Annotated in this window: 25 protein-coding genes and 1 riboswitch; of the genes, 19 read left to right on the top strand and 6 right to left on the bottom strand. The window is 66.0% G+C overall.

What is annotated here, in order from left to right:
- Window positions 1-179 precede the first annotated feature (179 nt).
- The 7 genes from LOY33_RS19195 (at window position 180) to LOY33_RS19165 (ending at window position 8509) form a co-directional block, all read left to right on the top strand.
- On the top strand, window positions 180-896 hold the full coding sequence (locus tag LOY33_RS19195) for a response regulator transcription factor (RefSeq protein ID WP_043862560.1): 717 nt from the start codon (window positions 180-182) through the stop codon (window positions 894-896).
- 63 nt (window positions 897-959) lie between these two features.
- Window positions 960-2243 carry a sensor histidine kinase gene (locus LOY33_RS19190; RefSeq protein ID WP_078479810.1) on the top strand — a complete coding sequence of 428 codons (1284 nt, stop codon included), beginning with the start codon at window positions 960-962 and terminating at the stop codon, window positions 2241-2243.
- Window positions 2244-2418: 175 nt separating this feature from the next.
- Window positions 2419-3321 (top strand): cysteine synthase CysM, encoded by a 903-nt coding sequence (cysM, locus tag LOY33_RS19185; protein WP_162484876.1) that lies wholly within the window; start codon window positions 2419-2421, stop codon window positions 3319-3321.
- A complete protein-coding gene (rlmD, locus tag LOY33_RS19180; protein ID WP_043862557.1) occupies window positions 3321-4679 on the top strand; it encodes a 23S rRNA (uracil(1939)-C(5))-methyltransferase RlmD in 1359 nt (452 codons plus the stop codon). The genes cysM and rlmD overlap by 1 nt, the downstream gene beginning before the upstream one ends.
- Before the next feature lie 98 nt (window positions 4680-4777).
- A complete protein-coding gene (relA, locus tag LOY33_RS19175; protein ID WP_054914700.1) occupies window positions 4778-7018 on the top strand; it encodes a GTP diphosphokinase in 2241 nt (746 codons plus the stop codon).
- Between the two features lie 94 nt (window positions 7019-7112).
- Complete coding sequence (gene mazG / locus LOY33_RS19170) at window positions 7113-7943, top strand: nucleoside triphosphate pyrophosphohydrolase (RefSeq protein WP_043862555.1); 831 nt, start codon at window positions 7113-7115, stop codon at window positions 7941-7943.
- A 26-nt stretch (window positions 7944-7969) separates the two neighbouring features.
- On the top strand, window positions 7970-8509 hold the full coding sequence (locus tag LOY33_RS19165; protein WP_043862554.1) for a DUF2058 domain-containing protein: 540 nt from the start codon (window positions 7970-7972) through the stop codon (window positions 8507-8509).
- Between the two features lie 64 nt (window positions 8510-8573).
- On the opposite strand, the gene LOY33_RS19160 is transcribed toward LOY33_RS19165, so the two are convergent.
- The 4 genes from LOY33_RS19160 to purM all read right to left on the bottom strand — a co-directional run bounded on the left by LOY33_RS19160 (window position 8574) and on the right by purM (window position 11408).
- Window positions 8574-8756: a hypothetical protein gene (locus LOY33_RS19160; protein WP_043862553.1), complete on the bottom strand. Its 183-nt coding sequence runs from the start codon at window positions 8754-8756 to the stop codon at window positions 8574-8576.
- A 221-nt stretch (window positions 8757-8977) separates the two neighbouring features.
- Window positions 8978-9688: a DUF3108 domain-containing protein gene (locus LOY33_RS19155; RefSeq protein WP_043862552.1), complete on the bottom strand. Its 711-nt coding sequence runs from the start codon at window positions 9686-9688 to the stop codon at window positions 8978-8980.
- An 8-nt stretch (window positions 9689-9696) separates the two neighbouring features.
- Window positions 9697-10350, bottom strand: a complete 654-nt coding sequence (purN, locus tag LOY33_RS19150; RefSeq protein WP_054914698.1) for a phosphoribosylglycinamide formyltransferase — start codon at window positions 10348-10350, stop codon at window positions 9697-9699.
- Entirely contained in the window at window positions 10350-11408 is a 1059-nt protein-coding gene (gene purM, locus LOY33_RS19145; protein WP_043862550.1) for a phosphoribosylformylglycinamidine cyclo-ligase, read from the bottom strand. Before purM ends, purN begins: the two co-directional genes overlap by 1 nt.
- A gap of 330 nt (window positions 11409-11738) precedes the next feature.
- Here purM and LOY33_RS19140 point away from each other — a divergent pair, with 330 nt between their 5' ends.
- The 6 genes from LOY33_RS19140 to LOY33_RS19115 all read left to right on the top strand — a co-directional run bounded on the left by LOY33_RS19140 (window position 11739) and on the right by LOY33_RS19115 (window position 16621).
- Complete coding sequence (locus tag LOY33_RS19140; RefSeq protein WP_058541003.1) at window positions 11739-12794, top strand: DUF2066 domain-containing protein; 1056 nt, start codon at window positions 11739-11741, stop codon at window positions 12792-12794.
- A 4-nt stretch (window positions 12795-12798) separates the two neighbouring features.
- Window positions 12799-13872 (top strand): AI-2E family transporter, encoded by a 1074-nt coding sequence (locus LOY33_RS19135; protein WP_043862548.1) that lies wholly within the window; start codon window positions 12799-12801, stop codon window positions 13870-13872.
- Between the two features lie 15 nt (window positions 13873-13887).
- Window positions 13888-14370: a hypothetical protein gene (locus LOY33_RS19130; protein WP_258659698.1), complete on the top strand. Its 483-nt coding sequence runs from the start codon at window positions 13888-13890 to the stop codon at window positions 14368-14370.
- A 131-nt stretch (window positions 14371-14501) separates the two neighbouring features.
- Window positions 14502-15206 carry a DnaA regulatory inactivator Hda gene (hda, locus tag LOY33_RS19125; RefSeq protein ID WP_043862546.1) on the top strand — a complete coding sequence of 235 codons (705 nt, stop codon included), beginning with the start codon at window positions 14502-14504 and terminating at the stop codon, window positions 15204-15206.
- 114 nt (window positions 15207-15320) lie between these two features.
- Complete coding sequence (locus LOY33_RS19120; RefSeq protein WP_043862545.1) at window positions 15321-15953, top strand: C40 family peptidase; 633 nt, start codon at window positions 15321-15323, stop codon at window positions 15951-15953.
- A 134-nt stretch (window positions 15954-16087) separates the two neighbouring features.
- Complete coding sequence (locus LOY33_RS19115) at window positions 16088-16621, top strand: C40 family peptidase (RefSeq protein WP_213606142.1); 534 nt, start codon at window positions 16088-16090, stop codon at window positions 16619-16621.
- Window positions 16622-16686: 65 nt separating this feature from the next.
- Here LOY33_RS19115 and LOY33_RS19110 read toward each other — a convergent pair whose 3' ends face one another.
- A complete protein-coding gene (locus LOY33_RS19110) occupies window positions 16687-18003 on the bottom strand; it encodes a sorbosone dehydrogenase family protein (protein ID WP_258659687.1) in 1317 nt (438 codons plus the stop codon).
- Window positions 18004-18081: 78 nt separating this feature from the next.
- Complete coding sequence (locus tag LOY33_RS19105) at window positions 18082-18660, bottom strand: hypothetical protein (RefSeq protein ID WP_058541005.1); 579 nt, start codon at window positions 18658-18660, stop codon at window positions 18082-18084.
- Between the two features lie 150 nt (window positions 18661-18810).
- Window positions 18811-19035: riboswitch (cobalamin riboswitch) on the top strand.
- Between the two features lie 136 nt (window positions 19036-19171).
- Between LOY33_RS19105 and cobO the strand changes: the two genes are divergently transcribed.
- Genes cobO through LOY33_RS19075 form a run of 6 tightly spaced genes read left to right on the top strand, consistent with a single transcriptional unit; the run spans window position 19172 to window position 25063 of the window.
- Window positions 19172-19783 (top strand): cob(I)yrinic acid a,c-diamide adenosyltransferase, encoded by a 612-nt coding sequence (gene cobO, locus LOY33_RS19100; protein WP_054914693.1) that lies wholly within the window; start codon window positions 19172-19174, stop codon window positions 19781-19783.
- On the top strand, window positions 19780-21075 hold the full coding sequence (locus LOY33_RS19095) for a cobyrinate a,c-diamide synthase (protein ID WP_043862540.1): 1296 nt from the start codon (window positions 19780-19782) through the stop codon (window positions 21073-21075). Before cobO ends, LOY33_RS19095 begins: the two co-directional genes overlap by 4 nt.
- Window positions 21072-21719, top strand: a complete 648-nt coding sequence (gene bluB, locus LOY33_RS19090; protein WP_043862539.1) for a 5,6-dimethylbenzimidazole synthase — start codon at window positions 21072-21074, stop codon at window positions 21717-21719. The genes LOY33_RS19095 and bluB overlap by 4 nt, the downstream gene beginning before the upstream one ends.
- Window positions 21719-22627: an adenosylcobinamide-phosphate synthase CbiB gene (gene cbiB / locus LOY33_RS19085; RefSeq protein ID WP_258659680.1), complete on the top strand. Its 909-nt coding sequence runs from the start codon at window positions 21719-21721 to the stop codon at window positions 22625-22627. Before bluB ends, cbiB begins: the two co-directional genes overlap by 1 nt.
- Window positions 22620-23612, top strand: coding sequence for a threonine-phosphate decarboxylase CobD (gene cobD / locus LOY33_RS19080; protein ID WP_258659677.1), 993 nt, complete (start codon window positions 22620-22622; stop codon window positions 23610-23612). Before cbiB ends, cobD begins: the two co-directional genes overlap by 8 nt.
- The gene (locus tag LOY33_RS19075) at window positions 23609-25063 is read left to right on the top strand and encodes a cobyric acid synthase (RefSeq protein WP_258659673.1); all 1455 of its coding nucleotides are present in this window, start codon (window positions 23609-23611) and stop codon (window positions 25061-25063) included. The genes cobD and LOY33_RS19075 overlap by 4 nt, the downstream gene beginning before the upstream one ends.
- Window position 25064: the final 1 nt, after the last annotated feature.

The raw sequence follows: 25064 nt of genomic DNA, 5'->3' as shown, positions 1-25064 counted from the left end.
CCTTCGTCGGCATGTTCCGACGACCCAACTCTGAAAATTACCGCGACTGTGTATCTAATGCACTCATTTGTATCTGTTTTTGTCGATTGTAGGAGGCGCAGGTGCTTTTGTCGGCGCGTGTTGCTTGCATGGGGGGAATGCTCAATAATCGAGCGATTGAGAATTGCTAGCACCCGCCAATGAATCCCGTCGCCATTAACGCCTCAAACATACTTGCCATCGAGGATGATCCGGTCCTGGGTGCCCACCTGCACGAGCAGCTCGAGCGCAGCGGGTTTCTGGTGACCTGGTGCCGCGATGGCCGCGAAGGGCTGCAGATGGCTCGCCAGCGCAGCTTCGATGTGGTGCTGATGGATATCCTGCTGCCCGGCCTGAACGGGCTGGATGCCCTGGCGCGGCTGCGCGAGAAGAGCTCGATACCGGTGATCCTGATGTCGGCGCTGGGCGCCGAAGGCGATCGCATCACCGGCTTCCAGCGCGGCGCCGACGACTACCTGCCCAAACCGTTCAGCATGGTCGAGCTGCGCGTGCGCATCGAGGCGATCCTGCGGCGGGTGGCGCTGGAGCGCCGGCACCAGCCGGGGGAGGGCACGCCCGCGGGCGAACTGGTGTTCGATGAACTGGCCTGCGATGTGCTCCACGGGCAGCAGCGGGCCGGCCTGACCTTAAGCGAGTACCGCCTGCTCGACACCCTGCACCGCAGCCATGAAGAGGTGTTGAGCAAGGCATTCCTTTATCAGCACGTATTGCAGCGCGGCTATGCCCGGCATGACCGCAGCCTGGACATGCACGTGAGCCAGATCCGCCGCAAGCTCAAGGCCATCGGTTACCTGGAGCGCCAGGTGCGCACGGTGTGGGGCAAGGGCTATGTGCTCAGCGCCAGCGAGGACCTGTAGGTGCTCAGCCGTCATTCCCTGTTCTGGAAGCTGGCCTTGCTGCTGGTGGTGTTCTGCCTGCTGATGATTGCCCTGAGCTGGCAGTGGGGCCGGCACATGGAGATCCGCAACGCCTACCTGTCGCCCAAGGCGCGCGCCACCCTGGAAGACTACGCCCGCGAGGCCGAAAACGCCGTGCGCCGCGGCGGGCAGGCCGGCGTGGATGCGTGGCTGACGCAGATGCACGAGCGCGAGCGCGGTTTCGTGGGCGTGATCGGCAGCGACCTGCAATCGCTGGGCAGCGTGCCGCTGACCGACGCCCAGAGCCAGCGCCTGACGTTTCTGCGCGGCACCGACTGGCCGGTAAGCCGGCATTCGGCGCGCTCGCCATGGATGCTCGTGCCGTTCCCGGACGACTCCAGCCTGGGCAGCCTGGTGATCGAACTGCCGCAGCGGCTGATGCCGGGGCGCCTGAACATGCTGTTCTGGCGAATGGTCACCAACGGCCTGATCCCCGGCTTGCTGACCCTGGTGTTCTGCGTGGGCCTGTATCGCATGCTGATTCGCCCGCTGAGCCAGTTGCGCGAGCAGGCCAATGCCTGGCGCGCCGACCGGCTCACCGCGCGGGTGGCCAGCGACACCACCAGCCGCAAGGACGAGTTCGGCGAGCTGGGGCGCGCCTTCGACGACATGGCCGAGCGCCTGCAGGGCACGGTGGCCCTGCAGCAGCAGTTGCTGCGCGACCTGTCCCATGAAATGCGCACGCCGCTGAGCCGCCTGCGGGTGGCCAGCGAGGGCGAGACCGACCTGGAGGCGCTGCGCGAACGCCTCGGCCGGGAAGTGGACAACATGCAGCGCCTGGTGGAAGACGCCCTGCAACTGGCCTGGCTGGACGCCGAGCGCACGCAGTTGGTCAGCGAACCGATCCAGGTGCAGGCGTTGTGGGAGATGCTGGCGGAGGATGCCTGCTTCGAAAGTGGCTGGCCGCGGGAGCAACTGGTGTGCACGCTGGGGGCCGACTGCTGGGTGCAGGGCAACCTCAACAGCCTGGCCCAGGCGTTGGAGAACATTCTGCGCAATGCCATTCGCCACTCGCCGCCGGGCGGGGTGATACGCCTGGCGGGAAGCCGCCAGGGGGGCCAGTGGCTGCTGTGGCTGGAGGACGAAGGCGGAGGCGTGGACGAGGCGCAGCTGGAACACATCTTTGCGCCGTTCACCCGCCTGGACGACTCGCGGCCGGGGAACGGCGGCTTCGGCCTGGGCCTGAGCATTGCGCGCAATGCCCTGCAGCGTCAGAGCGGGCAGCTGTGGGCGCAGAACAACGCCAAGGGCTTGCGGGTGAACATGCAGCTGCCGGCGGTGATCTAGCACCGCTTCGGCTGTAGGCGCCGGCCTTGCCGGCCAATGCACCACCACCGTTTCAAGTTGCTGCGCGCGGGCTGCTTATATCCCTCGGCTATAACCCTCAACCATTGCGTGATATGGGCCAAAGCCGTTTGCCGGTATGATAGGCGCCCCCGCAGTCTGGATTGCGAAATACGCCATGACCTTGCAGTACCCTACCATCGCCGATTGCGTCGGCAACACGCCCCTGGTTCGCCTGCAGCGCATGGCCGGCGAGACCAGCAATACCCTCCTGCTCAAGCTCGAAGGCAACAATCCGGCAGGCTCGGTCAAGGACCGGCCGGCGTTGTCGATGATCACCCGTGCCGAACTGCGCGGGCAGATCAAGCCAGGCGCCACGCTGATCGAGGCGACCTCCGGCAACACCGGTATCGCCCTGGCGATGGCAGCGGCGATCAAGGGCTACAAGATGATCCTGATCATGCCCGACAACTCCAGCGCCGAACGCAAGGCCGCCATGACCGCCTATGGCGCCGAGCTGATCCTGGTCAGCAAGGAAGAAGGCATGGAGGGCGCCCGCGACCTCGCCGAGCGCCTGCAGGCCGAAGGCCGTGGCCAGGTGCTCGACCAGTTCGGCAACGGTGACAACCCCGAAGCCCACTACGTCAGCACCGGCCCGGAAATCTGGCAGCAGACCGGCGGCAGCATCACCCATTTCGTCAGCTCCATGGGCACCACGGGCACCATCATGGGCTGCTCGCGCTACCTCAAGGAGCAGAACCCCAACGTGCAGATCGTCGGCCTGCAACCGATGGAAGGCTCGGCGATCCCCGGGATCCGTCGCTGGCCCCACGAGTACCTGCCGAAGATCTTCGACGCCAGCCGCGTCGACCGTGTGGTCGACATGGCCCAGAGCGAAGCCGAAGAAACCACCCGCCGGCTGGCCCGCGAAGAGGGCATTTTCTGTGGCGTGTCCTCCGGTGGTGCGGTGGCGGCCATGCTGCGCCTGTCGCGCGAGCTGGAAAACGCGGTAATGGTGGCGATCATCTGTGACCGTGGCGACCGTTACCTGTCGACCGGCATCTTCGACGCGGCCAACTGATGTCCAAGGCCAAACGCAATGGCGGTCTGCGCTTCCAGCCGACCGGTGGTACCCGTGCGCCCCAGGTGCCAACGGGCAAGAAGCAGCGCCTGAGCATCGAGCGCCTGGCCGGTGACGGCCGCGGCATCGCCTTCTTCGAAGGGCGCACCTGGTTCGTCAGCGGCGCCCTGGCCGGTGAAGAGGTCGAGGCACGGGTGCTCAATGCCCACGGCAAGGTGGTCGAGGCACGCCTGGAGCGTGTGTTCAGCGCCAGCGAGGCGCGGCGCCCGGCGCCGTGCAAGCACTTCGATCGCTGTGGCGGCTGCAACCTGCAGCACCTGCCCCATGCCGCTCAGCTCGAACTCAAGCAGCGCCTGCTGGCCGAGCAGTTGCAGCGGGTCGCCGGCGTGGTGCCCGAGCAGTGGGCCGCGCCGTTGTCCGGCCCCGAATTCGGTTACCGCCGGCGCGCCCGCGTTGCGGTGCGCTGGGACGCCAAGGCCCGGAAGCTCGACGTGGGCTTTCGCGCCGAAGCCAGCCAGGACATCGTCGCCATCGACGACTGCCCGGTGCTGGTACAACCCTTGCAGTCGATACTGCGTCACCTGCCGCTGCTGTTGCAGAGCCTGAGCAAGCCACAGGTGGTGGGGCACGTGGAGCTGTTCAGCGGTACCGCCCTGGCACTGCTGCTGCGCCATACCGCGCCACTGGTCGAGGCCGACCTGGCACGTTTGCAGGCGTTCTGCAGCGAGGCGGGTGTACAACTCTGGTTACAAGGTGAGGGGCAACCGGCCCCGGCCAATCCAGCGGACACGCTAGGGTTTACCCTGGAACCGTGGAATCTGGAATTGGCCTACAGGCCAGGTGACTTCGTGCAGGTCAATGCCCAGGTCAACACCGCGATGATCGAGCAGGCCCTGGCATGGCTTGCGCCACAGGCCGACGAGCGTGTGCTGGACCTGTTCTGCGGCCTTGGCAACTTCGCCCTGCCGCTGGCCCGGCAGGCCCGCGAAGTGGTGGCGGTGGAAGGGGTGCAGGCCATGGTCGATCGGGCCGCGGCCAATGCCCAACGCAACAAACTGCATAACACGCAGTTTTTTCAGGCCGATTTATCCCAGCCTCTGGCGACTTCAGGCTGGGCGGCAGGAGGCTTTTGTGCGGTACTCTTGGACCCACCGCGCGACGGTGCCTTCGAGGTGGTGCGCAACATCGCCGCACTTGGCGCCCGACGTCTGGTCTACGTGTCGTGCAACCCGGCGACGCTGGCCCGCGACACCGTCGAGCTGGTCAAGCAGGGGTACCGGTTAAAATGTGCCGGGATCCTCGACATGTTTCCGCAGACTGCGCATGTCGAGGCCATGGCGTTATTCGAGGTGGGTTAGCGACGCTGGCCCGCCCGGTGTAGCCCCTTCGATCTGGCAGGGGCGACACCCGTGTTTTCAAGCGCATGAGCATGCGCTGTAGGGAAAGGTAAACAAAGATGGTACAGGTGAGAGTGCACCAGCCGGTCAACACCGACGGCAGTATCAATCTCGAAGCATGGCTGGATCATGTGGTCAGCGTCGACCTGGCGCTGGACCGGGAAGCCCTCAAGGCGGCCTGCGAGTTCGCTCAGGACATAGAGAAAAAAGGTAACCCGGCCAAGCATTCCTGGGCCGACGGTACCTCGAGCTTCCAGGCGGGCCTGGAGATCGCCGAGATTCTCGCCGACCTCAAGCTCGACCAGGACTCCCTCGTGGCGGCGGTCATCTACCGTGCGGTGCGTGAAGGCAAGGTGACCCTGGCCGAGGTGGGCCAGCGTTTCGGCCCGGTGGTGTCCAAGCTGATCGACGGCGTGCTGCGCATGGCGGCCATCAGTGCCAGCCTCAGCCCGCGCCATTCGCTGGTGCTGGGCTCGCAGGCGCAGGTCGAGAACCTGCGCAAGATGCTCGTGGCGATGGTCGACGACGTGCGCGTGGCGCTGATCAAGCTGGCCGAACGAACCTGCGCCATTCGTGCGGTGAAGGGCGCCGACGACGAGAAGCGCAACCGCGTGGCCCGCGAGGTGTTCGACATCTACGCGCCGCTGGCCCACCGCCTGGGCATCGGCCACATCAAGTGGGAGCTCGAAGACCTCTCGTTCCGTTACCTGGAACCCGACCAGTACAAACAGATCGCCAAGCTGCTGCACGAGCGCCGGCTCGACCGCGAGCGCTTCATCAGCGACGTGATGAACCAGCTGCAGAACGAGCTGCTGGCCACGGGCGTCAAGGCCGACATCAGCGGCCGGGCCAAACATATCTATTCGATCTGGCGCAAGATGCAGCGCAAGGGCCTGGAGTTCAGCCAGATCTACGACGTGCGCGCCGTGCGCGTGCTGGTGCCCGAGATGCGCGACTGCTACACCGCGCTGGGCATCGTGCATACCCTGTGGCGGCACATCCCCAAGGAGTTCGACGACTACATCGCCAACCCCAAGGAGAACGGCTACCGCTCGCTGCACACCGCGGTGATCGGCCCCGAGGGCAAGGTGCTGGAGGTGCAGATCCGCACCCATGCCATGCACGAGGAGGCCGAACTGGGCGTTTGCGCGCACTGGCGCTACAAGGGCACCGACGTCAAGCCCAGCTCCAACCACTACGAAGAGAAGATATCGTGGCTGCGCCAGGTGCTGGAGTGGCACGAGGAACTGGGGGACATCGGCGGCCTGGCCGAACAGCTGCGCGTGGATATCGAGCCGGACCGGGTGTACGTGTTCACCCCCGACGGCCACGCCATCGACCTGCCCAAGGGCGCCACGCCGCTGGACTTCGCCTACCGCGTGCACACCGAGATCGGCCACAACTGCCGGGGCGCCAAGATCAACGGGCGCATCGTGCCGCTCAACTACAGCCTGCAGACCGGCGAGCAGGTGGAGATCATCACCAGCAAGCACGGCAACCCGAGCCGCGACTGGCTGAACTCGAACCTGGGCTACGTCACCACCTCGCGGGCGCGGGCCAAGATCGTGCACTGGTTCAAGCTGCAGGCCCGCGACCAGAACGTCGCCGCCGGCAAGACACTGCTCGAGCGCGAACTCAACCGTCTGGGCCTGCCGCAGGTGGACTTCGAGCGCCTGGCCGAAAAGGCCAACCTCAAGACTGCCGAAGACATGTTCGCCTCGCTGGGCGCCGGCGACCTGCGCCTGGCGCACCTGGTCAACGCCGCGCAGCAACTGGTGGAGCCGGACCGCATCGACCACATCGAGCTGGTGCCGCGCAAGGCCACCGGCTACAAGCCGGGCAAGCGCGGGGATATCCAGATCCAGGGCGTTGGCAACCTGCTGACGCAGATGGCCGGGTGCTGCCAGCCGCTGCCGGGCGATGCCATCGTCGGCTACATCACCGTGGGCCGTGGGGTGACCATTCACCGCCAGGACTGCGCCTCGGTGCTGCAACTGGCCGGTCGCGAGCCGGAGCGCATCATCCAGGTCAGCTGGGGCCCGGTGCCGGTGCAGACCTACCCGGTGGACATCATCGTGCGTGCGTATGACCGCCCGGGCCTGCTGCGTGACGTGTCGCAGGTGCTGCTCAACGAGCGCATCAACGTGCTGGCGGTGAATACCCGTTCGAACAAGGAGGACAACACCGCGCTGATGTCGCTGACCATCGAGATCCCGGGCCTGGACGCCCTGGGGCGCTTGCTGGGGCGCATTTCGCAGTTGCCCAACATCATCGAGACGCGGCGCAACCGTACGCCTTGAGGGCGCCATTGCGGGCAGGCCCGCTCCTGCAGGATCCTTGTGGGAGCGGGCTTGACCCGCGATGAGGCCAGACCTGCCGAACAGAGAGCACACGATGTACACCCTAGACGACCTGCTCCACCTCATGGCCCGCCTGCGCGACCCGCAGTACGGCTGCCCGTGGGACCTCAGGCAGACCTACGCCACGATCATCCCGCACACCCTCGAAGAAGCCTACGAGGTGGCCGACGCCATCGAGCGCAGCGACTTCGAACACTTGCAGGGCGAACTGGGCGACCTGCTGTTCCAGGTGGTGTATTACGCCCAGCTGGCCCGTGAAGAGGGCCGTTTCGAATTCGCCGGGGTGATCGACAGCATCACCCGCAAGCTGATCCGTCGCCACCCGCACGTGTTCCCCACCGGCGAGCTCCATGCGCCGCTGGACCTGCCACGGCTCGATGAAGAACAGGTCAAGCAGCGCTGGGAAGAGATCAAGGCCCAGGAGCGCGCCGAAAAGGGCGAGCCCGAACAACTGTCGCTGCTCGACGACGTGCCGGCGGCCTTGCCGGCCCTGTCGCGTGCGGCCAAACTGCAAAAGCGTGCGGCCCAGGTCGGATTCGACTGGGACGACCCGTTGCCGGTGCTGGACAAGGTGCGCGAGGAGCTCGACGAAGTACTCCAGGCCATGGCCGACAACGACCCGGCGGCGCTGGCCGACGAGGTGGGCGATTTGCTGTTCGCCACCGTCAACCTGGCCCGCCACCTCAAGCTGGACCCGGAAAACGCCCTGCGTGGCGCCAATCGCAAGTTCGAACGACGTTTCCGTTTTATCGAACAGGCATTGCGCGACATGGGGCGCCCGATTGAAGATTGCACCCTCGAAGACTTGGACGCGCTCTGGGGCGAAGCCAAACGTCAGGAAAAGAACCTGCCCAGCTGCGGCTGAGCTGTTGCATAAGTGAGTGAACACCGATGAGCCTTTCCCTTCGTGACCAACTGCTCAAAGCCGGCCTGGTCAACCAGAAGCAGGTCAAGCAGGTCAGCAAAGAACAGAAGAAACAGAAACGCCTGGAGCACAAAGGCCAGGTCGAAGTCGACGACACCCAGCAGCGCCTGGCCAAGGAAGCCATGGCCGAGAAGGCCAAGCGTGACCAGGAGCTCAACCGCCAGCAGCAGGAAAAGGCCGAGCAGAAGGCCCGTGCCGCCCAGGTCAAGCAGTTGATCGAGGTGTCGCGCCTGCCCAAGCTGACCACCGAGGACTACTACAACTTCGTCGACGACAAGAAGGTCAAGCGCCTGTCGGTCAACGCGTTGATGCGCAGCAAGCTGAGCAGCGGCTCGCTGGCGATCGTGCAGCATGGCGGTGGCTACGAGGTGATCCCGCGCGAGGCCGCGCTGAAGATCCAGGAGCGCGACCCGCAGCGCATCGTGCTGCTCAACACCCAGGTCGAAGCGCCGGATGCGGACGACCCGTACGCCGCCTACGTCATCCCGGATGACCTGATGTGGTAAGCCTGCTGGGCTAGACACGACAAACCCCGCCTCGGCGGGGTTTGCTGTTTCTGAAGACGGGGAATTACTGGGGTTGGCGCTTGGCTTCGAGGTACTCCAGTTCGATCCGGTAGCTGTGGGCTTCCTGTTCGTTGTGGAACATGCCGACCAGTTGGTCCTGCTGATGCACATCCCAGATACGCACGCCTGCGGCCAGGCCTTCGTGGGACAGTTTCGATTCATCGCGCTCAGTTACTTTGACAGTCATCTGCTAACTCCAAATCCAGTTAACTGCGGCACCGTGTCGCAGGTCTCTTTTATAGAATTTGTTAGCAGCCTAAGTAAATGCTTGGCGCATGAAACATCTTTCATGCCGCACGGTCGAGGCGACTCCTTCGCCAGCAAGGCTGGTGTCTGCAGGGAGGGCCACGCCACAAAAACAAAACCCCGCACAAGGCGGGGTTTCGGGTAATGCACGCTAGCGGCCTGTCAGCTGCCCTTGACCGACTTGCCGTCGACCGTGCCGTCCTGCAGCACGATCACGTACTCCTTGCCGTCGGTCTCGACCTGGCGCAGTTGCACCAGCAGGTAGTCCCAGTCCTTGGCGAACCACAGCTCGGTGACGCGCTTGCTCTGGCTCGGGTCGCGCACGCGCTCGACCTTGATCGCATCGACCTGGCCGGTCTTGGTGCTGACCTTCTCGGTACCCAGCACGCGGAAGTCGTAGGTGTCGATCTCGTCGCCATCCACCACCTGGTAGGTCATGCTCTTCTTGCCGGCTGCCACGTCATGCTGCAGGGCCAGCTGGTAGGACGACTTGTCCAGCACGCCGCGGTTGAGCGGCAGGTTGACCGCATCGCCACGGTCGGAGCCGGTGATCTTCTTGCTCGACCAGTCGAAGTCCAGGTCGACCTTCTTGGCCTTGCCCAGGCCGCCACGTTCGAAGTGGTAGGTCTGCGGCAGCAGGGTGTCCTTGTCCAGGCGCAGGGTACTTTGCTCGGTCAGGCTGGCAATCATCATCGAGGCCTTGAAGTTGAGGCTCCAGGTCCCGTTGGCGTTCTTGGCCAGGCTGCGCTCGGCGGTGCCGCTCATGGGCAGTTGCTTCCAGTCGGCGGTGTAGCTGGCCGAAAAAGGCTTCAGATCGGCTGCCTGAAGCGGCAGTGCAAGCACGGCAAGTGCGAAGAGCAGGGCACGACGCATAAAATCTCCTAGGGTCGAATCAAGTGGCCGCTGGCCGCCAAGGGCTGGCCATCCAGTAGAGCACCGTGCTCGCCAAGGCGCAAACGGCCTTCGGCGAACCAGCGCACCGCCAGCGGATAAATCAGGTGTTCCTGGCTGTGAACCCTCTGGGCCAGTTGCGCCGGCGTGTCATCCGAGACTACCGGTATCACAGCCTGTACGACCAGTGGCCCGCCATCGAGTTCCTCGGTGACGAAGTGCACACTGCAGCCATGCTCGGCATCCCCGGCTTCCAGCGCCCGCTGGTGGGTATGCAGGCCCTTGTACTTGGGCAGCAGGGAAGGGTGGATATTGAGCAGGCGGCCGTGGTAATGGCGCACGAAACCGGCACTGAGGATACGCATGAAGCCGGCCAGCACCACCAGCTGCGGGGCAAAGCCGTCGATCAGCTCGACCAGCGCCGCGTCGAAGGCCTCGCGGCCGTCGAAGGCCTTGTGGTCGAGCACGGCGGTGTCGATGCCCGCATCGCGGGCGCGCTGCAGGCCGTAGGCATCGGCGCGGTTGGAGATCACCGCGCGGATCCGCACCGGGCTGTCGCCGGTGCGGGTACTGTCGATCAGGGCCTGCAGGTTGCTGCCGGTGCCGGACAGCAGCACCACTACATCACAAGACGTGCTCGGCATCAGTGCGCCTTGAGGTTCTTCAGCTCGACCTGGGCGGCGCCTTCGGCGGCGGTGGCGATCTGGCCGATCACCCAAGGCTGCTCGCCGGCTTCGCGCAACACGTTCAGGGCGTTGTCGACCTGATCCTGACCCACGCAGATCACCATGCCCACGCCGCAGTTGAGTACGCGGTGCATTTCGGTCTCGTCGACGTTGCCCTGCTGCTGCAGCCAGTCGAATACCGCCGGGCGCTGCCAGCTGGCCACGTCGACCACGGCCTGGGCGCCTTTTGGCAGCACGCGCGGGATGTTGTCGAGCAGGCCGCCACCGGTGATGTGGGCCATGGCCTTGACCGCGCCGGTGTCCTTGATCAGCTTGAGCAGCGGCTTGACGTAGATGCGGGTCGGGGCCATCAGCAGTTCGGTCAGCGGCTTGCCGTCGAGCTGGACGTTCTGGATGTCGGCGCCGGCCACTTCGATGATCTTGCGGATCAGCGAGTAACCGTTGGAGTGCGGGCCCGACGATGGCAGGGCGATCAGGGCGTCACCGGCAGCCACCTTGGAGCCGTCGATGATCTCGGCCTTTTCCACCACGCCGACGCAGAAGCCGGCCAGGTCGTAGTCTTCGCCTTCGTACATGCCCGGCATTTCAGCGGTTTCGCCGCCTACCAGCGAGCAGCCTGCCAGTTCGCAGCCGGCGCCGATGCCGGTGACCACGTCAGCCGCGGTGTCGACGTTGAGCTTGCCGGTGGCGTAGTAGTCGAGGAAGAACAGCGGCTCGGCGCCGCACACCACCAGGTCGTTGACGCACATGGCGACCAGGTCCTGGCCGATGGTGTCGTGCTTGTTCAGGTTCAGTGCCAGGCGCAGCTTGGTGCCCACGCCGTCGGTGCCCGAAACCAGCACCGGCTGCTTGTAGCCGGCCGGAATTTCGCAGAGGGCGCCGAAGCCCCCCAGGCCGCCCATGACTTCCGGGCGCGCCGTGCGCTTGGCGACGCCTTTGATGCGTTCGACCAATGCTTCACCGGCGTCGATGTCTACACCGGCGTCCTTGTAGCTCAGGGAGGGTTGCTTGCTCATGATCCAGGCCTTTAGGGGGAGGGATTCGGGGGAATCGACCGGCACCTGCCAGGCATTGCGAGGGTTTTCCTGCTGCCTGAGCGTCGCCGGTCTGCGAAGGCGCGCGATTTTATCAGGGTTACCCGGTAGCGGCCATCCTCAGGCCGACGGGCAGGGCCTCATTCGACATAAAAACATTGATTCGGTATGGCCGCTGGTTGCCGCGCCATGGGCTGTATAAGGTATAGGTAATGAAATTTGACCGCAGGGCTGAATGTTTTACCCGCGGGGGTGGTCAGAGCTTCACTTTTCACTGACCGCGCTTTCTATTTACCTGGACAGGAATCCTCCATGCGTTTGCGTTCATACCTGGCCGTTGGCTGCCTTGCCCTGTTTGGCCTGAGCGTTCAGGCCGAAACCCTCACTGGCCTTTATCAGGTGCGCGAGCCGGTCAGCGGCGAGGGCACCGAAGCCCGCGCCCAGGCCACCCAGAATGCCCTGAGTACCCTGGTGGTGCGCCTCACGGGCGACCCCAAGGCGCCGCAGAGTGCGGGCCTGGCAGGGCTACGCAAGGACCCGCAGCAAATCATCAGCCAGTTCGGTTTCGAGGCCGGCCCGCCTGAAACCGTGCTGGTGGATTTCGACCCCGGCAGCACCGACCGGGCTTTGCGCCAGGCCGGGCTGGCCCTGTGGGGCAGCAACCGGCCGGCCATCCTCGGCTGGTGGTTGAACGACAGCGTGGGCGGTTCGAGCCTGGTGGGCGATGGCCAGAGCAGCGCCGAACCGCTGCGCCGCGCCGCGCAACACCGTGGCTTGCCGCTGCGCCTGCCCATGGGCGACCTGAACGAGCAACTGGTGGCCACTGCCAAGAACCTCGAAGGCACCGACCCCGCGCCCCTGCGCGAGGCCTCCGAGCGCTACGCGGCCGATGCGTTGCTGGCGGTGCATGCCACCGAGGGCGAGGGCAAATGGCAGGGCACCTGGCGCCTGTGGCTGGGCGACCAGCGTGAGCAGGGCAAGGTCGAAGGCGCCGATCAGGCCGCCCTGGCCGACGCGGTGATGCTGGCCGTCAGCACGCGCCTGGCGCCGCGCTTTGTCGCGCGGCCGGGCACCGGTGGCGAAAACCAGATACAGGTGCAGGGCATGACCCTGGAGCGCTATGCGCAGCTTTTGCAGACCCTTGAGCCGCTGGGCGGGCGCCTGACCTATGTGGACGGCGATACCCTGACCTACACCGTCAGCGGCACCCCCGAACAGGTGCGTGCGCAACTGGGCCTGGCCAGGCTGCAGGAGGTGCCGGCAGAGGCCGCCGCCCCAGCGCCGGTCGCACCCGCAGCCCCAGGCGAGGCCCAGGTGGCTGCGCCCGCACCGTTCACCGGTTTGCGGTTTCGTTGGCAGGGAGCGTGACTGAATGATGGATACACGCCGTTGGGTATGGGTGTTGGGGGTGCTGGTAATCGGCACGCTGCTGTACTTCTTGCACGGGATCCTCTCGCCCTTCCTTATAGGTATCGGCCTGGCGTACCTGGCCGACCCGCTGGTGGACCGGCTGGAGCGCGCCGGGCTGTCACGCACCTGGGGCGTGGTGGTGGTGTTCGCCCTGTTCACCCTGGTGTTCATGGCGATGCTGCTGGTGCTGATCCCGATGCTGGCCAAGCAGTTGGTGCGCCTGTACGAGCTGGCACCACAGATGCTCGACTGGTTGCAGCACGTGGCGCTGCCGTGGGTGCAGACGCGCCTGGGGCTGGCCGATGGCTTCTGGAAGTTCGACAAGATCAAGTCGGCGATCAGCGAGCACATGGGCCAGACCACCGACATCGTCGGCATCGTGCTCAGCCAGGCTACCGCGTCCGGGCTGGCGCTGATCGGCTGGTTGGCCAACATGGTGCTGATCCCGGTGGTGGGCTTCTACCTGCTGCGCGACTGGGACCTGATGATGGCCAAGCTGCGCCGCCTGTTGCCGCGCCAGCGCGAAGAGCAGGTGGTGTCGCTGGCCCTGGAATGCCACGAGGTGCTCGGTGCGTTCGTGCGCGGGCAGTTGCTGGTGATGCTGGCGCTGGGGGTGATCTACGCCGCCGGGTTGATGCTGGTGGGCCTCGAACTGGGCCTGCTGATCGGTATCATGGCCGGGCTTGCGGCCATCGTGCCGTACATGGGTTTCATCATCGGCATCGGCGCGGCATTGATCGCCGGCATGTTCCAGTTCGGCGGCGACCTGTACCCGATGCTGGGCATCGTCGCGGTGTTCATGGTGGGCCAGGCGCTTGAAGGCATGGTGCTCACGCCGTTGCTGGTGGGCGACCGCATCGGTCTGCACCCGGTGGCGGTGATCTTCGCGATCCTGGCCGGCGGCGAGCTGTTCGGGTTCACCGGGGTACTGCTGGCGCTGCCGGTGGCGGCGGTGATCATGGTGTTGCTGCGGCACATGCACGACCTCTATAAAGAGTCGGACATGTATGCTGGTGAAATCGACCCGGACCTTTGAAGGACACCCTGAGTGATGGAACATGAAACCGACCACGCCTGTGCATTGGCAGGCGTGATGGATGCATTGCCGCTGCTGGCCGACGACCTCGACGAGGATGAGGTGGCAGCGGCCCTGCAGCAGCAGGGCTACTCGCGGCACGCGGCCGAGAAGCTCACGATGTTCGTACCCTCGGCGTTTTCCTGGGTGGTGCTCAAGCGTCTGGGGCTCAAGGCGCTGCCCAGTCATTTCACGGCCTATGACCAGGACGACAATGCGGTGCGGATCCCGGTCGCCAATCAGCACTACTTCACCGCGGCGCTGACCCTGGCCTACAACACCTTCGAGAATGGCTGTAGCGCCGCACTACCGCGCAGCACCTTCCAGCGCGTTGCCGGGCGCAGTTCGGAGATGAACGCGGCCAACCAGGTACTGGATAAGGAAGGCTCGCTCGAAGGGGCGAGCATCAACACCGTGGAGCTGTTTCGCCTGAGTGCAGAGGAACTGCTGGAGGATTGACCCATGCCTGCCCCATATGCCGCGCAAGCCTTTGATTTTGCTAACGCATTGTGCGGTTGGCGTCACGGGTATAGACTTTGCGGACTTTTCACCAAAGGCCCCTTGCGGTTCCTCGGGACTGCCCAGCCAGCATGAAACCGATCCAGTTGCCCCTGGGTGTGCGTCTGCGTGATGACGCCACCTTCATCAACTACTATCCGGGTGCCAACGCCGCCGCATTGGGCTACGTCGAGCGACTCTGCGAAGCCGACGCCGGCTGGACCGAAAGCCTGATCTACCTGTGGGGCAAGCAGGGCGTAGGGCGCACCCACCTGCTGCAGGCCGCGTGCCTGCGCTTCGAGCAACTGGGCGAGCCTGCGGTGTACCTGCCTCTGGCGCAACTGCTCGATCGCGGCGTGGAACTGCTCGACAACCTGGAACAGTACGAACTGGTGTGCCTGGACGACCTGCATGTGATTGCCGGCAAGCCGGACTGGGAAGAGGCCATGTTCCACCTGTTCAACCGCCTGCGCGACAGCGGCCGCCGCTTGCTGCTGGCAGCGTCCAGCTCCCCCCGGGAATTGCCGATCAAGCTGGCCGACCTGAAGTCGCGCCTGACCCTGGCGCTGATCTTCCAGATGCGCGCCCTGTCGGATGAAGACAAGCTGCGTGCCCTGCAATTGCGCGCCTCGCGCCGGGGCCTGCATCTCACCGACGAAGTCGGGCATTTCATCCTGACCCGAGGCACGCGCAGCATGAGCGCACTGTTCGACCTGCTCGAACGCCTCGACCAGGCTTCACTGCAGGCGCAGCGCAAGCTGACCATCCCGTTTTTGAAAGAGACATTGGGCTGGTAGGGCCGGCCCAGAGCCTCGGCACATAAAAGTCACATTTTTTTCGATTGAATTTGCAAATCGATCCGATAGAAGGCATAGTCTCGGCTTCATCAAATTCAAGCCACGGTCGTGCCCATGCTAAATCGCTTCGCACCCCTCGTGCCCCTCGCACTTGTGACCTTGCTGTTCGGCTGCGCGACCACCGGTCCCGTCACCCACCAGCAGGCTCCCGCTCCAGTTGCTGCCCAGGCTGCCGCCAAGCCTTCCACCGCCGCGTCGGTGTTCGAAGAAGAGCTGGCCACCGAGCAGGACCTGGAAGCGTTCTCCTCCAGCACCAAGCCCTACGAACTGCCAGCCCTGGCCGACAACATTCTCGAACGTGGCATGTCCCTGATCGGTACCCGCTACCGTTTCGGCGGCACCTCGGAGAAGTCCGGCTTCGACTGCAGCGGCTTCATCGGCTACCTGTTCCGCGAAGAGGCCGGCATGAACCTGCCGCGCTCCACCCGCGAAATGATCAACGTGAAAGCCCCGCTGGTTGCGCGCAACAAGCTCAAGCCAGGCGACCTGCTGTTCTTCAGCACCAATGGTCGCGGCCGCGTCAGCCACGCCGGCATCTATCTGGGCGACGATCAGTTCATCCACTCCAGCAGCCGCCGCAGCGGTGGCGTGCGCATCGACAATCTCGGTGACCGCTACTGGAGCAAGACCTTCATCGAAGCCAAGCGCGCGCTGGCCATGGCACCGACTACCCTGTCGCGTAACTGAGTCTGCGCGTGATGTCCCGCACGGCGGCGTAGCTGAAAAGCTCGCCGCCGTGCGTGTTTACAGAAAACGTCTAATCTAGTTTCTCACCTATTTCCGACTTGGGGTCGGGCGGCTTCAGACAGGATGTTCTGACTATGTCGATACTCGCGCGCGTTGCTGTACTTTCCCTGGCTGCCCTGCTGGGTGCCTGCTCCAGCCATGCCCCGCAGAAACCTCAGGTGGTCGAACCGAAGGTGATGGCGCCCCAGGTGTATTTCTCGCCAGTGGCCGAGGATGTGCTGTTCCGGGCCCTGGGCCTGGTGGGCACGCCTTACCGCTGGGGCGGCAATACCCCGGACTCGGGGTTCGATTGCAGCGGGCTGATTGGCTACGTGTACCGGGACGCGGCGGGTATCGCCCTGCCGCGCTCGACCCGCGAGATGATCGGCATTCGTGCCCCGGACATCGACAAGGGTGCGTTGCAGTCGGGCGACTTGGTGTTCTTCGCCACCAATGGCGGCACCCAGGTAAGCCATGCCGGTATCTACGTGGGTGAGGGGCGTTTCGTGCATGCACCGTCAACGGGCGGTACGGTGCGCCTGGACTACCTGTCCAACAGCTACTGGCAGAAGGCCTACCTCAACGCCAAGCGCGTGCTGCAGCCGGCGCACCTGGCGCGCAATCCCTGACAGCGTGGCCTGCAAAGCCGGCTCCAGCAGGAGTCGACCTTGCCGGCGAACACGTCAGCGCAGTGCTACTGCGCCTTGCTCACCCGCCAGATCACATTGCCCACGTCGTCGGCCACCAGCACCCCGCCACGCTGATCGTTCACCACGCCGACCGGGCGCCCCATGGCCTTGCCGTCCTCGTCGAGAAACCCGGTCAGCAGATCGATGGGTTTGCCCGACGGTTTGCCCGCCGTGCTGAACGGCACGAAGATCACCTTGTAGCCACTGTGCGGCTTGCGGTTCCATGAACCGTGCTGGCCGATGAACGCGCCTTGGTCGAACGGCGCCGGCAAGGCGTTCGGCACGGTAAACGCCAGCCCCAGCGAGGCGGTGTGCGGCCCCACCGCATAGTCCGGCGCAATCGCGCTGGCCACCAGTTTCGCATCCTGCGGTTGTACGCGTTCATCCACATGCTGCCCGTAATAGCTGTAGGGCCAGCCATAGAAGGCGCCGTCCTTCACCGACGTGATGTAGTCCGGCACCAGGTCGCTGCCGATCTCGTCACGTTCGTTCACCGCCGTCCACAGCTGCTGGCTATGGGGTTCCCAGGCCAGGCCGTTGGGGTTGCGCAGGCCGGTGGCGAACAGGCGCTGGCTGCCGGTGGCCGGGTCGACCTCCCAGATCGCGGCGCGGCCTTTCTCCTGCTCCATGCCGTTCTCGGCCACGTTGCTGTTGGAGCCCGCGGTCACGTACAGCTTCTTGCCGTCGGGGCTGGCGATCACGTTCTTGGTCCAGTGGTGGTTGAGCGTGCCGCCCGGCAGGTCGACCACCTTGGTGCCGCTGCCCTGCAGGCGGGTGGCGCCTGGCTCGTAGGTGAAGCGCAACAGCCGATCGGTGTCGGCCACATAGAAGTCGTTGCCCACCAGGGCCATGCCGAACGGCGAGTTCAGCCCCTCGATGAAGGTGGTGCGGGTGTCGGCCACGCCGTCCTTGTCGCTGTCACGCAGCAGGGTGATGCGGTTGGGGCTGGGCACTCCGGCGCCGGCGCGGCCCATCACCTTGCCCATCACCCAGCCCTTGATGCCCTTGCCGTCATCGGGCTTGGGCGGCGCGTTGGTCTCGGCCACCAGCACGTCGCCGTTGGGCAGCACGTACAGCCAGCGCGGGTGGTCGAGCTTGTCGGCGAAGGCCACCACCTGGGTGCCTGCCGCAGCCTTGGGTTTGCCGCCCTTCGGCCAGCCGATGGCCGGCGCGATGTTTACCGTGGGGATCAGGGTCTTGTTCGGTTCGGGCAGGCGCGGCGACGGGCCGGTGCCATCGGTGACGTCCAGGCGGGCGTTCTCGCCGCAGGCCACCAGCCCGGTGGTGAGTGCCAGCAGTACAGCAATGCGCATGTTGCCCATGATCGGTGTCCCTCGCGAAGTTGGCCGTGTCCAGTAAGGTAGAGGCGGGCACGTCGGCGAGGTTCCCTCGGCAGGGGCTCAGGCCTGCTTGAGCAGCAGCGCGATGCCGGGGTGGTAGCGGCCCACGTCGTCGTGCAGCTTGCGGTAGCCATAGGGGAACACCCAGGCGATGGCGCATGCATTGTGCTTTTGCAGGTCGTCGACCAGGTCCTGAAGCTCTTCGGGGCTGGCGTGTTGCCCGGCCTTGTACGGGCTGACGAACAGCGCGGCGACCTTGAGCTGGCTGGCATAGCCCACCAGGCGAGCCTGGGCGACGCTCTCCTGCAGGGCATCGGTGAGGTCGAGCTTGCCGACCCGTGGCCAGCGCTGGGTGGCTTGCAGGTAGGCGGTCTCTTCCTTGCTGGCGATCACCAGGTCGCAGTGCGCCGCACGCTCGCCTTCGTCGCGCTGCTTCTTGGTCTGCGCACCCTGCAAGGTCACCAGCTCCGCCTGCCAGGCCGCCGCGCTCAGCACGCCAAGGTTGCTTTGCACGCCTTGCCAGTAGGGGGCGTCGCTGTCGCCCAGGGTCTGGTTGTAGCGCTCCAGGCACTCGGCCCAACGTTCCAGGGCGGGGCGCAGGAACTCCAGACGCGGGTTGTTGATGATCAGACCTTGCATGCCGTGCTCCATTGTTATTGTGGATCGGAGAGGTGCGGATAATGGCTATGTGATATCACTGCAGTGAGTGTGACACAAGATGACATAAATGCCATTGATCCAGACCGCTTCGCAGCGCCTTTGATTGACGCTCATGGCCCAACCCTCTAACCTTCGCGACTTGTTTCAGGTGCTCTGCGGCCAAGATGCCGGCAGGGTGAAACAGGGAAGCCGGTGGGCACGTGCAACGTGCGATTCCGGCGCTGCCCCCGCAACGGTAAATGAGTCGGGATCGCGCAGGGCCACTGGGTGCAACAGCCCGGGAAGGCGCGCGCGATCCGGGTCGATCAGACCCGCCCATGAGCCCGGAGACCGGCCTGTCACAGATCAACGGCATCACGGAGGGTGATGCGCGGTTCTCCCGGCCAGTGGCAGGGCCTGCGCGTTTTCCGTGTGCCATCGCCAACCTGCTGTCGCGCCGACTCGATCCCCCCCCGGTCCCTGTGCGCGCCAGTTGCCCACGGAGCCTCCGATGACCGACACCACCGATCGCGACGAACGCCATCTGGCGCGCATGCTGCGCAAAAAAGCGGTAATCGACGAACGCATTGCCAACTCGCCCAACGAATGCGGCCTGCTGCTGGTACTCAGCGGCAACGGCAAGGGCAAGAGCAGCTCGGCCTTCGGCATGCTGGCGCGGGCCCTGGGCCACGGCATGCAATGCGGCGTGGTGCAGTTCATCAAGGGCCGCAACAGCACCGGCGAGGAGCTGTTCTTCCGCCGCTTCCCCGAACAGGTGCGCTACCACGTGATGGGCGAGGGCTTTACCTGGGAAACCCAGGACCGCCAGCGCGACATCGCCGCCGCCGAGGCTGCCTGGGCGGTTTCGCGCCAGTTGCTGCAGGACCCGGCCATCGGTTTTGTAGTGCTCGATGAGCTCAACATCGCCCTCAAGCACGGCTACCTCGACCTCGACCAGGTGCTCGGCGACCTGCAGGCACGCCCACCGATGCAGCATGTGATCGTCACCGGCCGCGGCGCCAAGCCCGAGATGATCGAGCTGGCCGACACCGTGACCGAGATGGGCATGGTCAAGCACGCCTTCCAGGCTGGCATTCGCGCCCAGAAGGGCGTGGAACTATGAGGCAAACCCGTCATTGCCCGGCGGTGCTGATCGCGGCACCTGCATCTGGCCAGGGCAAGACCACGGTGACGGCCGCACTGGCGCGCCTGCACCGCAACCAGGGGCGCAAGGTCCGGGTGTTCAAGTGTGGCCCGGACTTTCTCGACCCGATGATTCTGGAGCGCGCCAGTGGCGCACCGGTGTACCAGCTGGACCTGTGGATGGTCGGTGCCGAGGAAAGCCGGCGCCTGCTGTGGGAAGCCGCCGCCGACGCCGACCTGATCCTGATCGAAGGGGTGATGGGGCTGTTCGACGGTACGCCGTCCAGCGCCGACCTGGCGCGGCATTTCGGCGTGCCGGTGCTGGCGGTGATCGACGGCACGGCCATGGCCCAGACCTTCGGCGCGCTGGCCCTGGGCCTGGCGCGCTACCAGCCCGACCTGCCGTTTGCCGGCGTGCTGGCCAACCGGGTGGGCTCGCTGCGTCACGCGCAACTGCTCGAAGGCAGCCTGACCGAAGGCCTGCGCTGGTACGGCGGGCTGTCGCGGGAAACCGGCATCGAACTGCCCAGCCGTCACCTGGGCCTGGTGCAGGCCAGTGAACTGACCGACCTGGACCTGCGCCTGGACGCCGCCGCCAACGCCCTGGGCGACAGCTGCGAGTCGGCCCTGCCGCCGGCGGTGGCCTTCGATGCGCCGCAGCCGCGCAGCATCGAGCCACTGCTGGCCGGCGTGCGGATCGGCGTGGCGCGCGACGAAGCCTTCGCATTCACCTATGGCGCCAGCCTGGACCTGTTGCGCGAGATGGGCGCACAGCTGAGCTTCTTCTCGCCGATCCACGACCGCCTGCTGCCAGACTGCGACAGCCTGTACCTGCCCGGCGGCTACCCTGAGCTGCACCACCATGCGCTGGCTGCCAACACGCCGATGCTGGCGGCGATCCGGGCCCATCACCAGGCCGGCAAGCCCTTGCTGGCCGAATGCGGCGGCATGCTCTACCTGCTCGATGCACTGACCGATGTGGCCGGCGAACGGGCCGAACTGGCCGGCCTGCTGCCGGGCGAGGCGGTGATGCAGAAGCGCCTGGCGGCCCTGGCCCTGCAAGCGGTAGAGCTGCCCGAGGGCACCCTGCGCGGGCATACCTATCACCATTCGCTGACCAGCACCGCGCTCGAACCCATCGCCCGCGGGCAAAGCCCCAACGGCGGGCGCGGCGCCGAGGCGGTGTACCGTTGCGGCCGGCTGACGGCCTCGTATGTGCATTTCTACTTCCCGTCCAACCCGTCTGCGCTGGCGGCGCTGCTGGCACCATGAGCGACCAGGCCTTCAACGACGCCGAGCGCGCGGCGGTCTACCGCGCCATCGGCGAACGTCGCGACATGCGCCATTTCAGCGGCGGCGAGGTGGCCCCCGAGCTGCTGGCACGCCTGCTGCAGGCGGCGCACCAGGCCCCGAGCGTGGGTCTGATGCAGCCCTGGCGTTTCATCCGCATCACCCGTCGCGAGCTGCGCCAGCAGATCCAGGCGCTGGTGGAGCAGGAGCGGGTGCGCACCGCCGAGGCACTGGGGCAGCGTTCTGACGATTTCATGCGGCTCAAGGTCGAGGGCATCAACGATTGCGCCGAGGTGCTGGTGGCGGCGCTGATGGACGGGCGCGAGGCGCACATCTTCGGCCGTCGCACCTTGCCGGAAATGGACCTGGCCTCGCTGTCGTGCGCCATCCAGAACCTGTGGCTGGCGGCCCGTGCCGAGGGCCTGGGCATGGGCTGGGTGTCGCTGTTCGAACCGCAGGCACTGGCCGACCTGCTGGGCATGCCGGCCGGTGCCAAACCGCTGGCGGTACTGTGCCTGGGCCCGGTCGAGGCGTTCTACGAGGCGCCCATGCTGGTGCTCGAAGGCTGGGCCCGCGAGCGGCCATTGAGCGAGATGCTCTACGAAAACCATTGGGGAGAGCGTTGATGAGTGTGGCCTTGCTGAGTGTGGCCGGGGTGGCGCTGGATGCCTTGCTGGGCGAGCCCCGGCGTGCGCACCCGCTGGTCGCGTTCGGCCGTTATGCCGGACGCCTGGAACAACGCTTCAATGCCGGCGGTCGTGGCTGGCGCAGCCATGGCGTCACCGCGTGGTTTCTGGCGGTGGTGCCCCTGACCCTGCTGGTGACTGTGCTGTCGTGGCTGCCCTACATCGGCTGGCTGGTGGAGATACTGGCGGTGTATTGCGCGCTGGGCCTGCGCAGCCTTGGCGAACATGTACGGCCCGTGGCCGAGGCGCTGCGTGGCGGCGACCTGGACGAAGCGCGCCGCCGCGTGGGCTACCTGGTCAGCCGTGAAACCGGCGAACTGGATGACACCGCCGTGGCGCGTGCCGCCACCGAATCGGTACTGGAGAACGGTAGCGATGCAGTGTTCGCCGCCCTGTTCTGGTTCGTGGTGGCGGGGGCGCCAGGTGTGGTGCTGTATCGCCTGAGCAATACCCTGGATGCCATGTGGGGCTATCGCAACGAGCGCTTCGAGCGCTTTGGCTGGGCCGCAGCGCGCATCGACGATTTGCTCAACTATATTCCGGCGCGGCTGGTGGCCCTGACCTACGCGGTGCTGGGCAGGACGCGCCTGGCACTGAGCTGCTGGCGTCGCCAGGCGCCGTTGTGGGACAGCCCCAACGCCGGCCCGGTGATGGCAGCTGGCGCCGGTGCGCTGGGTGTCGAGCTGGGCGGCGCGGCGGTGTACCACGGCGAGCTGCACCAGCGCCCGCAACTGGGCGAAGGCCCGCCGGCCGATGCCGACGCCATCAAGCGTGGTTGGCACCTGGTGTGCAAGGGCGTGTGGTTGTGGTTGCTGCTGTTGTGCGTGGGGGCGCAATTCTATGCTTGAGCACGGTGGTCGTTTGCAACGGGCGGTGCTGGAGTACGGCATCGCGGTGCAGGACTGGGTCGACCTGTCCAGCGGCATCGCGCCGTGGCCCTTCGCGATCCCCGAGATCCCGTTGCGCGCCTGGGCACGCCTGCCCGAAACCGACGATGGCCTGGAGCAGGCGGCCCGCGAGTACTACGGCGTGCCGCAACTGCTGCCGGTGGCCGGGTCCCAGGCCGCCATCCAGGCCCTGCCGCGCTTGCGTCGCAGTGGCAAGGTCGGTGTGCTGTCGCCGTGCTACGCCGAACATGCCGAGGGCTGGCGGCGCGCCGGGCACCGCGTGCGTGAAGTCGGCGAGGCCGAGGTGGAGTTCTTTCTCGACAGCCTCGATGTGCTGGTGGTGGTCAACCCCAACAACCCCACCGGGCGCCTGTTGAGCGCCGAGCGCCTGCTGGGCTGGCACGCCCGCCTGGCCCAGCGCGGTGGCTGGCTGGTGGTGGATGAAGCGTTCATGGACAACACCCCGCAACACAGCATCGCCGCCGAAACCTGGCGCAACGGGCTGATCGTGCTGCGCTCGTTCGGCAAGTTCTTCGGCCTGGCCGGTGTACGCCTGGGCTTCGTGCTGGCCGAACGCCAACTGCTGCAGCTGCTGGCCGAACAACTGGGGCCCTGGTCGATCGCCGGGCCCACGCGGGTGCTGGGCCAGGCCTGCCTGCTCGACCATGGCGCCCAGCAGCGCCAGATCACCCGCTGCGCCGAGGCCAGCACACGCCTGGCGCAGGTACTCGATGCTGCCGGCTTCACGCCGGCCGGCGGCTGCGACCTGTTCCAGTACCTGGAGCTTGCCCACGCCGCGCATTTGCACCAGTTCATGGCGCGGCGCGGCATCCTGCTGCGCCTGTTCGAGCACCTGGGCAGCCTGCGTTTCGGCCTGCCGGCCACCGACACCGATTGGCAGCGCCTGGTCCAGGCGCTGGACGACTACCGCAAGGAACACCCATGACCACCCTGATGGTGCAAGGCACCACCTCCGATGCCGGCAAGAGCACCCTGGTGACCGCGCTGTGCCGCTGGCTGGCGCGCCAGGGCGTGGGTGTCGTGCCGTTCAAGCCGCAGAACATGGCACTCAACAGTGCGGTGACGGCCGACGGCGGCGAAATCGGCCGTGCCCAGGCGGTGCAGGCCCAGGCCGCCGGGCTGGCGCCGCACACCGACATGAACCCGGTACTGCTCAAGCCCAACAGCGAGACCGGAGCCCAGGTGATCGTGCATGGCCGCGCGGTCACCAGCATGAACGCGGTGGCCTATCACGACTACAAGGCCATCGCCATGCAGGCGGTACTGGCCTCGCACCAGCGCCTGAGCGACGCCTACCCGGTGGTGATGGTGGAGGGCGCGGGCTCGCCGGCCGAAATCAACCTGCGGGCCGGGGACATCGCCAACATGGGGTTTGCCGAGGCGGTCGACTGCCCGGTGATCCTGATCGCCGATATCAACCGCGGCGGGGTGTTCGCACACCTGGTCGGCACCCTGGAGCTGCTGTCGCCCAGCGAGCAGGCGCGGGTCAAGGGCTTCGTGATCAACCGCTTTCGTGGCGACATCGCCCTGCTGCAGCCCGGCCTGGACTGGCTCGAGGCGCGTACCGGCAAGCCGGTGCTGGGCGTGCTGCCGTATGTGCTGGACCTGCATCTGGAGGCCGAGGATGGCCTGGACCGGCGCCAGGGCCAGAAAGCCGCGCAGGTGCTCAAGGTGATCGTGCCGGTGCTGCCGCGCATCAGCAACCATACCGACTTCGACCCGCTGCGCCTGCATCCGCAGGTGGATCTGCAGTTCATCGGGCCGGGCGACGCGATACCGCCGGCCGACCTGATCATCCTGCCGGGCTCCAAGAGCGTACGCAGCGACCTGGCGCACCTGCGCGAGCGCGGCTGGGAAGAGGCGATAACCCGCCACCTGCGCTACGGCGGCAAACTGCTGGGCATCTGTGGTGGCCTGCAGATGCTCGGGACCCACGTGCAAGACCCACTGGGCCTGGAAGGCGCCGCCGGCAGCAGCGCGGGGCTGGGCTGGCTGGACTACAGCACGCAGCTGGAGGCCGAGAAGCAGCTGCGCAATGTCAGCGGTACGCTGAACCTGGAGCAGGCGCCCGTCAGTGGCTACGAGATCCATGCCGGGGTCACCCGCGGGCCGGCGCTGGCGCAGCCCGCCGTACAGTTGGCCGACGGTCGCAGCGATGGCGCGGTCAGCGCCGACGGGCAGATCCTGGCCACCTACCTGCACGGCCTGTTCGAGTCGCCGCATTCGTGCACGGCGCTGCTGCGCTGGGCTGGCCTGAACGATGTGCAGCAGGTGGACTACCATGCTCTGCGTGAACTGGACATCGAACGCCTGGCCGACCTGGTGGACACGCACCTGGACGGCGCCCGGCTTCGTCAACTCTGCGGGCTGGACTGAC

The organism is Pseudomonas sp. B21-036 (assembly GCF_024748925.1).
In the GTDB taxonomy this organism is placed as follows: Bacteria; Pseudomonadota; Gammaproteobacteria; order Pseudomonadales; family Pseudomonadaceae; genus Aquipseudomonas; species Aquipseudomonas palmensis.
This window is presented reverse-complemented; position numbering and strand designations above follow the sequence as displayed.

Excerpts from the sequence above, each read along its gene's own strand:
- LOY33_RS19195 (WP_043862560.1), top strand. The coding sequence starts at position 180 with ATGAATCCCGTCGCCATTAACGCCTCAAACATACTTGCCATCGAGGAT.
- LOY33_RS19190 (WP_078479810.1), top strand. The coding sequence starts at position 960 with ATGATTGCCCTGAGCTGGCAGTGGGGCCGGCACATGGAGATCCGCAAC.
- cysM (WP_162484876.1), top strand. The coding sequence starts at position 2,419 with ATGACCTTGCAGTACCCTACCATCGCCGATTGCGTCGGCAACACGCCC.
- rlmD (WP_043862557.1), top strand. The coding sequence starts at position 3,321 with ATGTCCAAGGCCAAACGCAATGGCGGTCTGCGCTTCCAGCCGACCGGT.
- relA (WP_054914700.1), top strand. The coding sequence starts at position 4,778 with ATGGTACAGGTGAGAGTGCACCAGCCGGTCAACACCGACGGCAGTATC.
- mazG (WP_043862555.1), top strand. The coding sequence starts at position 7,113 with ATGTACACCCTAGACGACCTGCTCCACCTCATGGCCCGCCTGCGCGAC.
- LOY33_RS19165 (WP_043862554.1), top strand. The coding sequence starts at position 7,970 with ATGAGCCTTTCCCTTCGTGACCAACTGCTCAAAGCCGGCCTGGTCAAC.
- LOY33_RS19160 (WP_043862553.1), bottom strand. The coding sequence starts at position 8,756 with ATGACTGTCAAAGTAACTGAGCGCGATGAATCGAAACTGTCCCACGAA.
- LOY33_RS19155 (WP_043862552.1), bottom strand. The coding sequence starts at position 9,688 with ATGCGTCGTGCCCTGCTCTTCGCACTTGCCGTGCTTGCACTGCCGCTT.
- purN (WP_054914698.1), bottom strand. The coding sequence starts at position 10,350 with ATGCCGAGCACGTCTTGTGATGTAGTGGTGCTGCTGTCCGGCACCGGC.
- purM (WP_043862550.1), bottom strand. The coding sequence starts at position 11,408 with ATGAGCAAGCAACCCTCCCTGAGCTACAAGGACGCCGGTGTAGACATC.
- LOY33_RS19140 (WP_058541003.1), top strand. The coding sequence starts at position 11,739 with ATGCGTTTGCGTTCATACCTGGCCGTTGGCTGCCTTGCCCTGTTTGGC.
- LOY33_RS19135 (WP_043862548.1), top strand. The coding sequence starts at position 12,799 with ATGATGGATACACGCCGTTGGGTATGGGTGTTGGGGGTGCTGGTAATC.
- LOY33_RS19130 (WP_258659698.1), top strand. The coding sequence starts at position 13,888 with ATGGAACATGAAACCGACCACGCCTGTGCATTGGCAGGCGTGATGGAT.
- hda (WP_043862546.1), top strand. The coding sequence starts at position 14,502 with ATGAAACCGATCCAGTTGCCCCTGGGTGTGCGTCTGCGTGATGACGCC.
- LOY33_RS19120 (WP_043862545.1), top strand. The coding sequence starts at position 15,321 with ATGCTAAATCGCTTCGCACCCCTCGTGCCCCTCGCACTTGTGACCTTG.
- LOY33_RS19115 (WP_213606142.1), top strand. The coding sequence starts at position 16,088 with ATGTCGATACTCGCGCGCGTTGCTGTACTTTCCCTGGCTGCCCTGCTG.
- LOY33_RS19110 (WP_258659687.1), bottom strand. The coding sequence starts at position 18,003 with ATGGGCAACATGCGCATTGCTGTACTGCTGGCACTCACCACCGGGCTG.
- LOY33_RS19105 (WP_058541005.1), bottom strand. The coding sequence starts at position 18,660 with ATGCAAGGTCTGATCATCAACAACCCGCGTCTGGAGTTCCTGCGCCCC.
- cobO (WP_054914693.1), top strand. The coding sequence starts at position 19,172 with ATGACCGACACCACCGATCGCGACGAACGCCATCTGGCGCGCATGCTG.
- LOY33_RS19095 (WP_043862540.1), top strand. The coding sequence starts at position 19,780 with ATGAGGCAAACCCGTCATTGCCCGGCGGTGCTGATCGCGGCACCTGCA.
- bluB (WP_043862539.1), top strand. The coding sequence starts at position 21,072 with ATGAGCGACCAGGCCTTCAACGACGCCGAGCGCGCGGCGGTCTACCGC.
- cbiB (WP_258659680.1), top strand. The coding sequence starts at position 21,719 with ATGAGTGTGGCCTTGCTGAGTGTGGCCGGGGTGGCGCTGGATGCCTTG.
- cobD (WP_258659677.1), top strand. The coding sequence starts at position 22,620 with ATGCTTGAGCACGGTGGTCGTTTGCAACGGGCGGTGCTGGAGTACGGC.
- LOY33_RS19075 (WP_258659673.1), top strand. The coding sequence starts at position 23,609 with ATGACCACCCTGATGGTGCAAGGCACCACCTCCGATGCCGGCAAGAGC.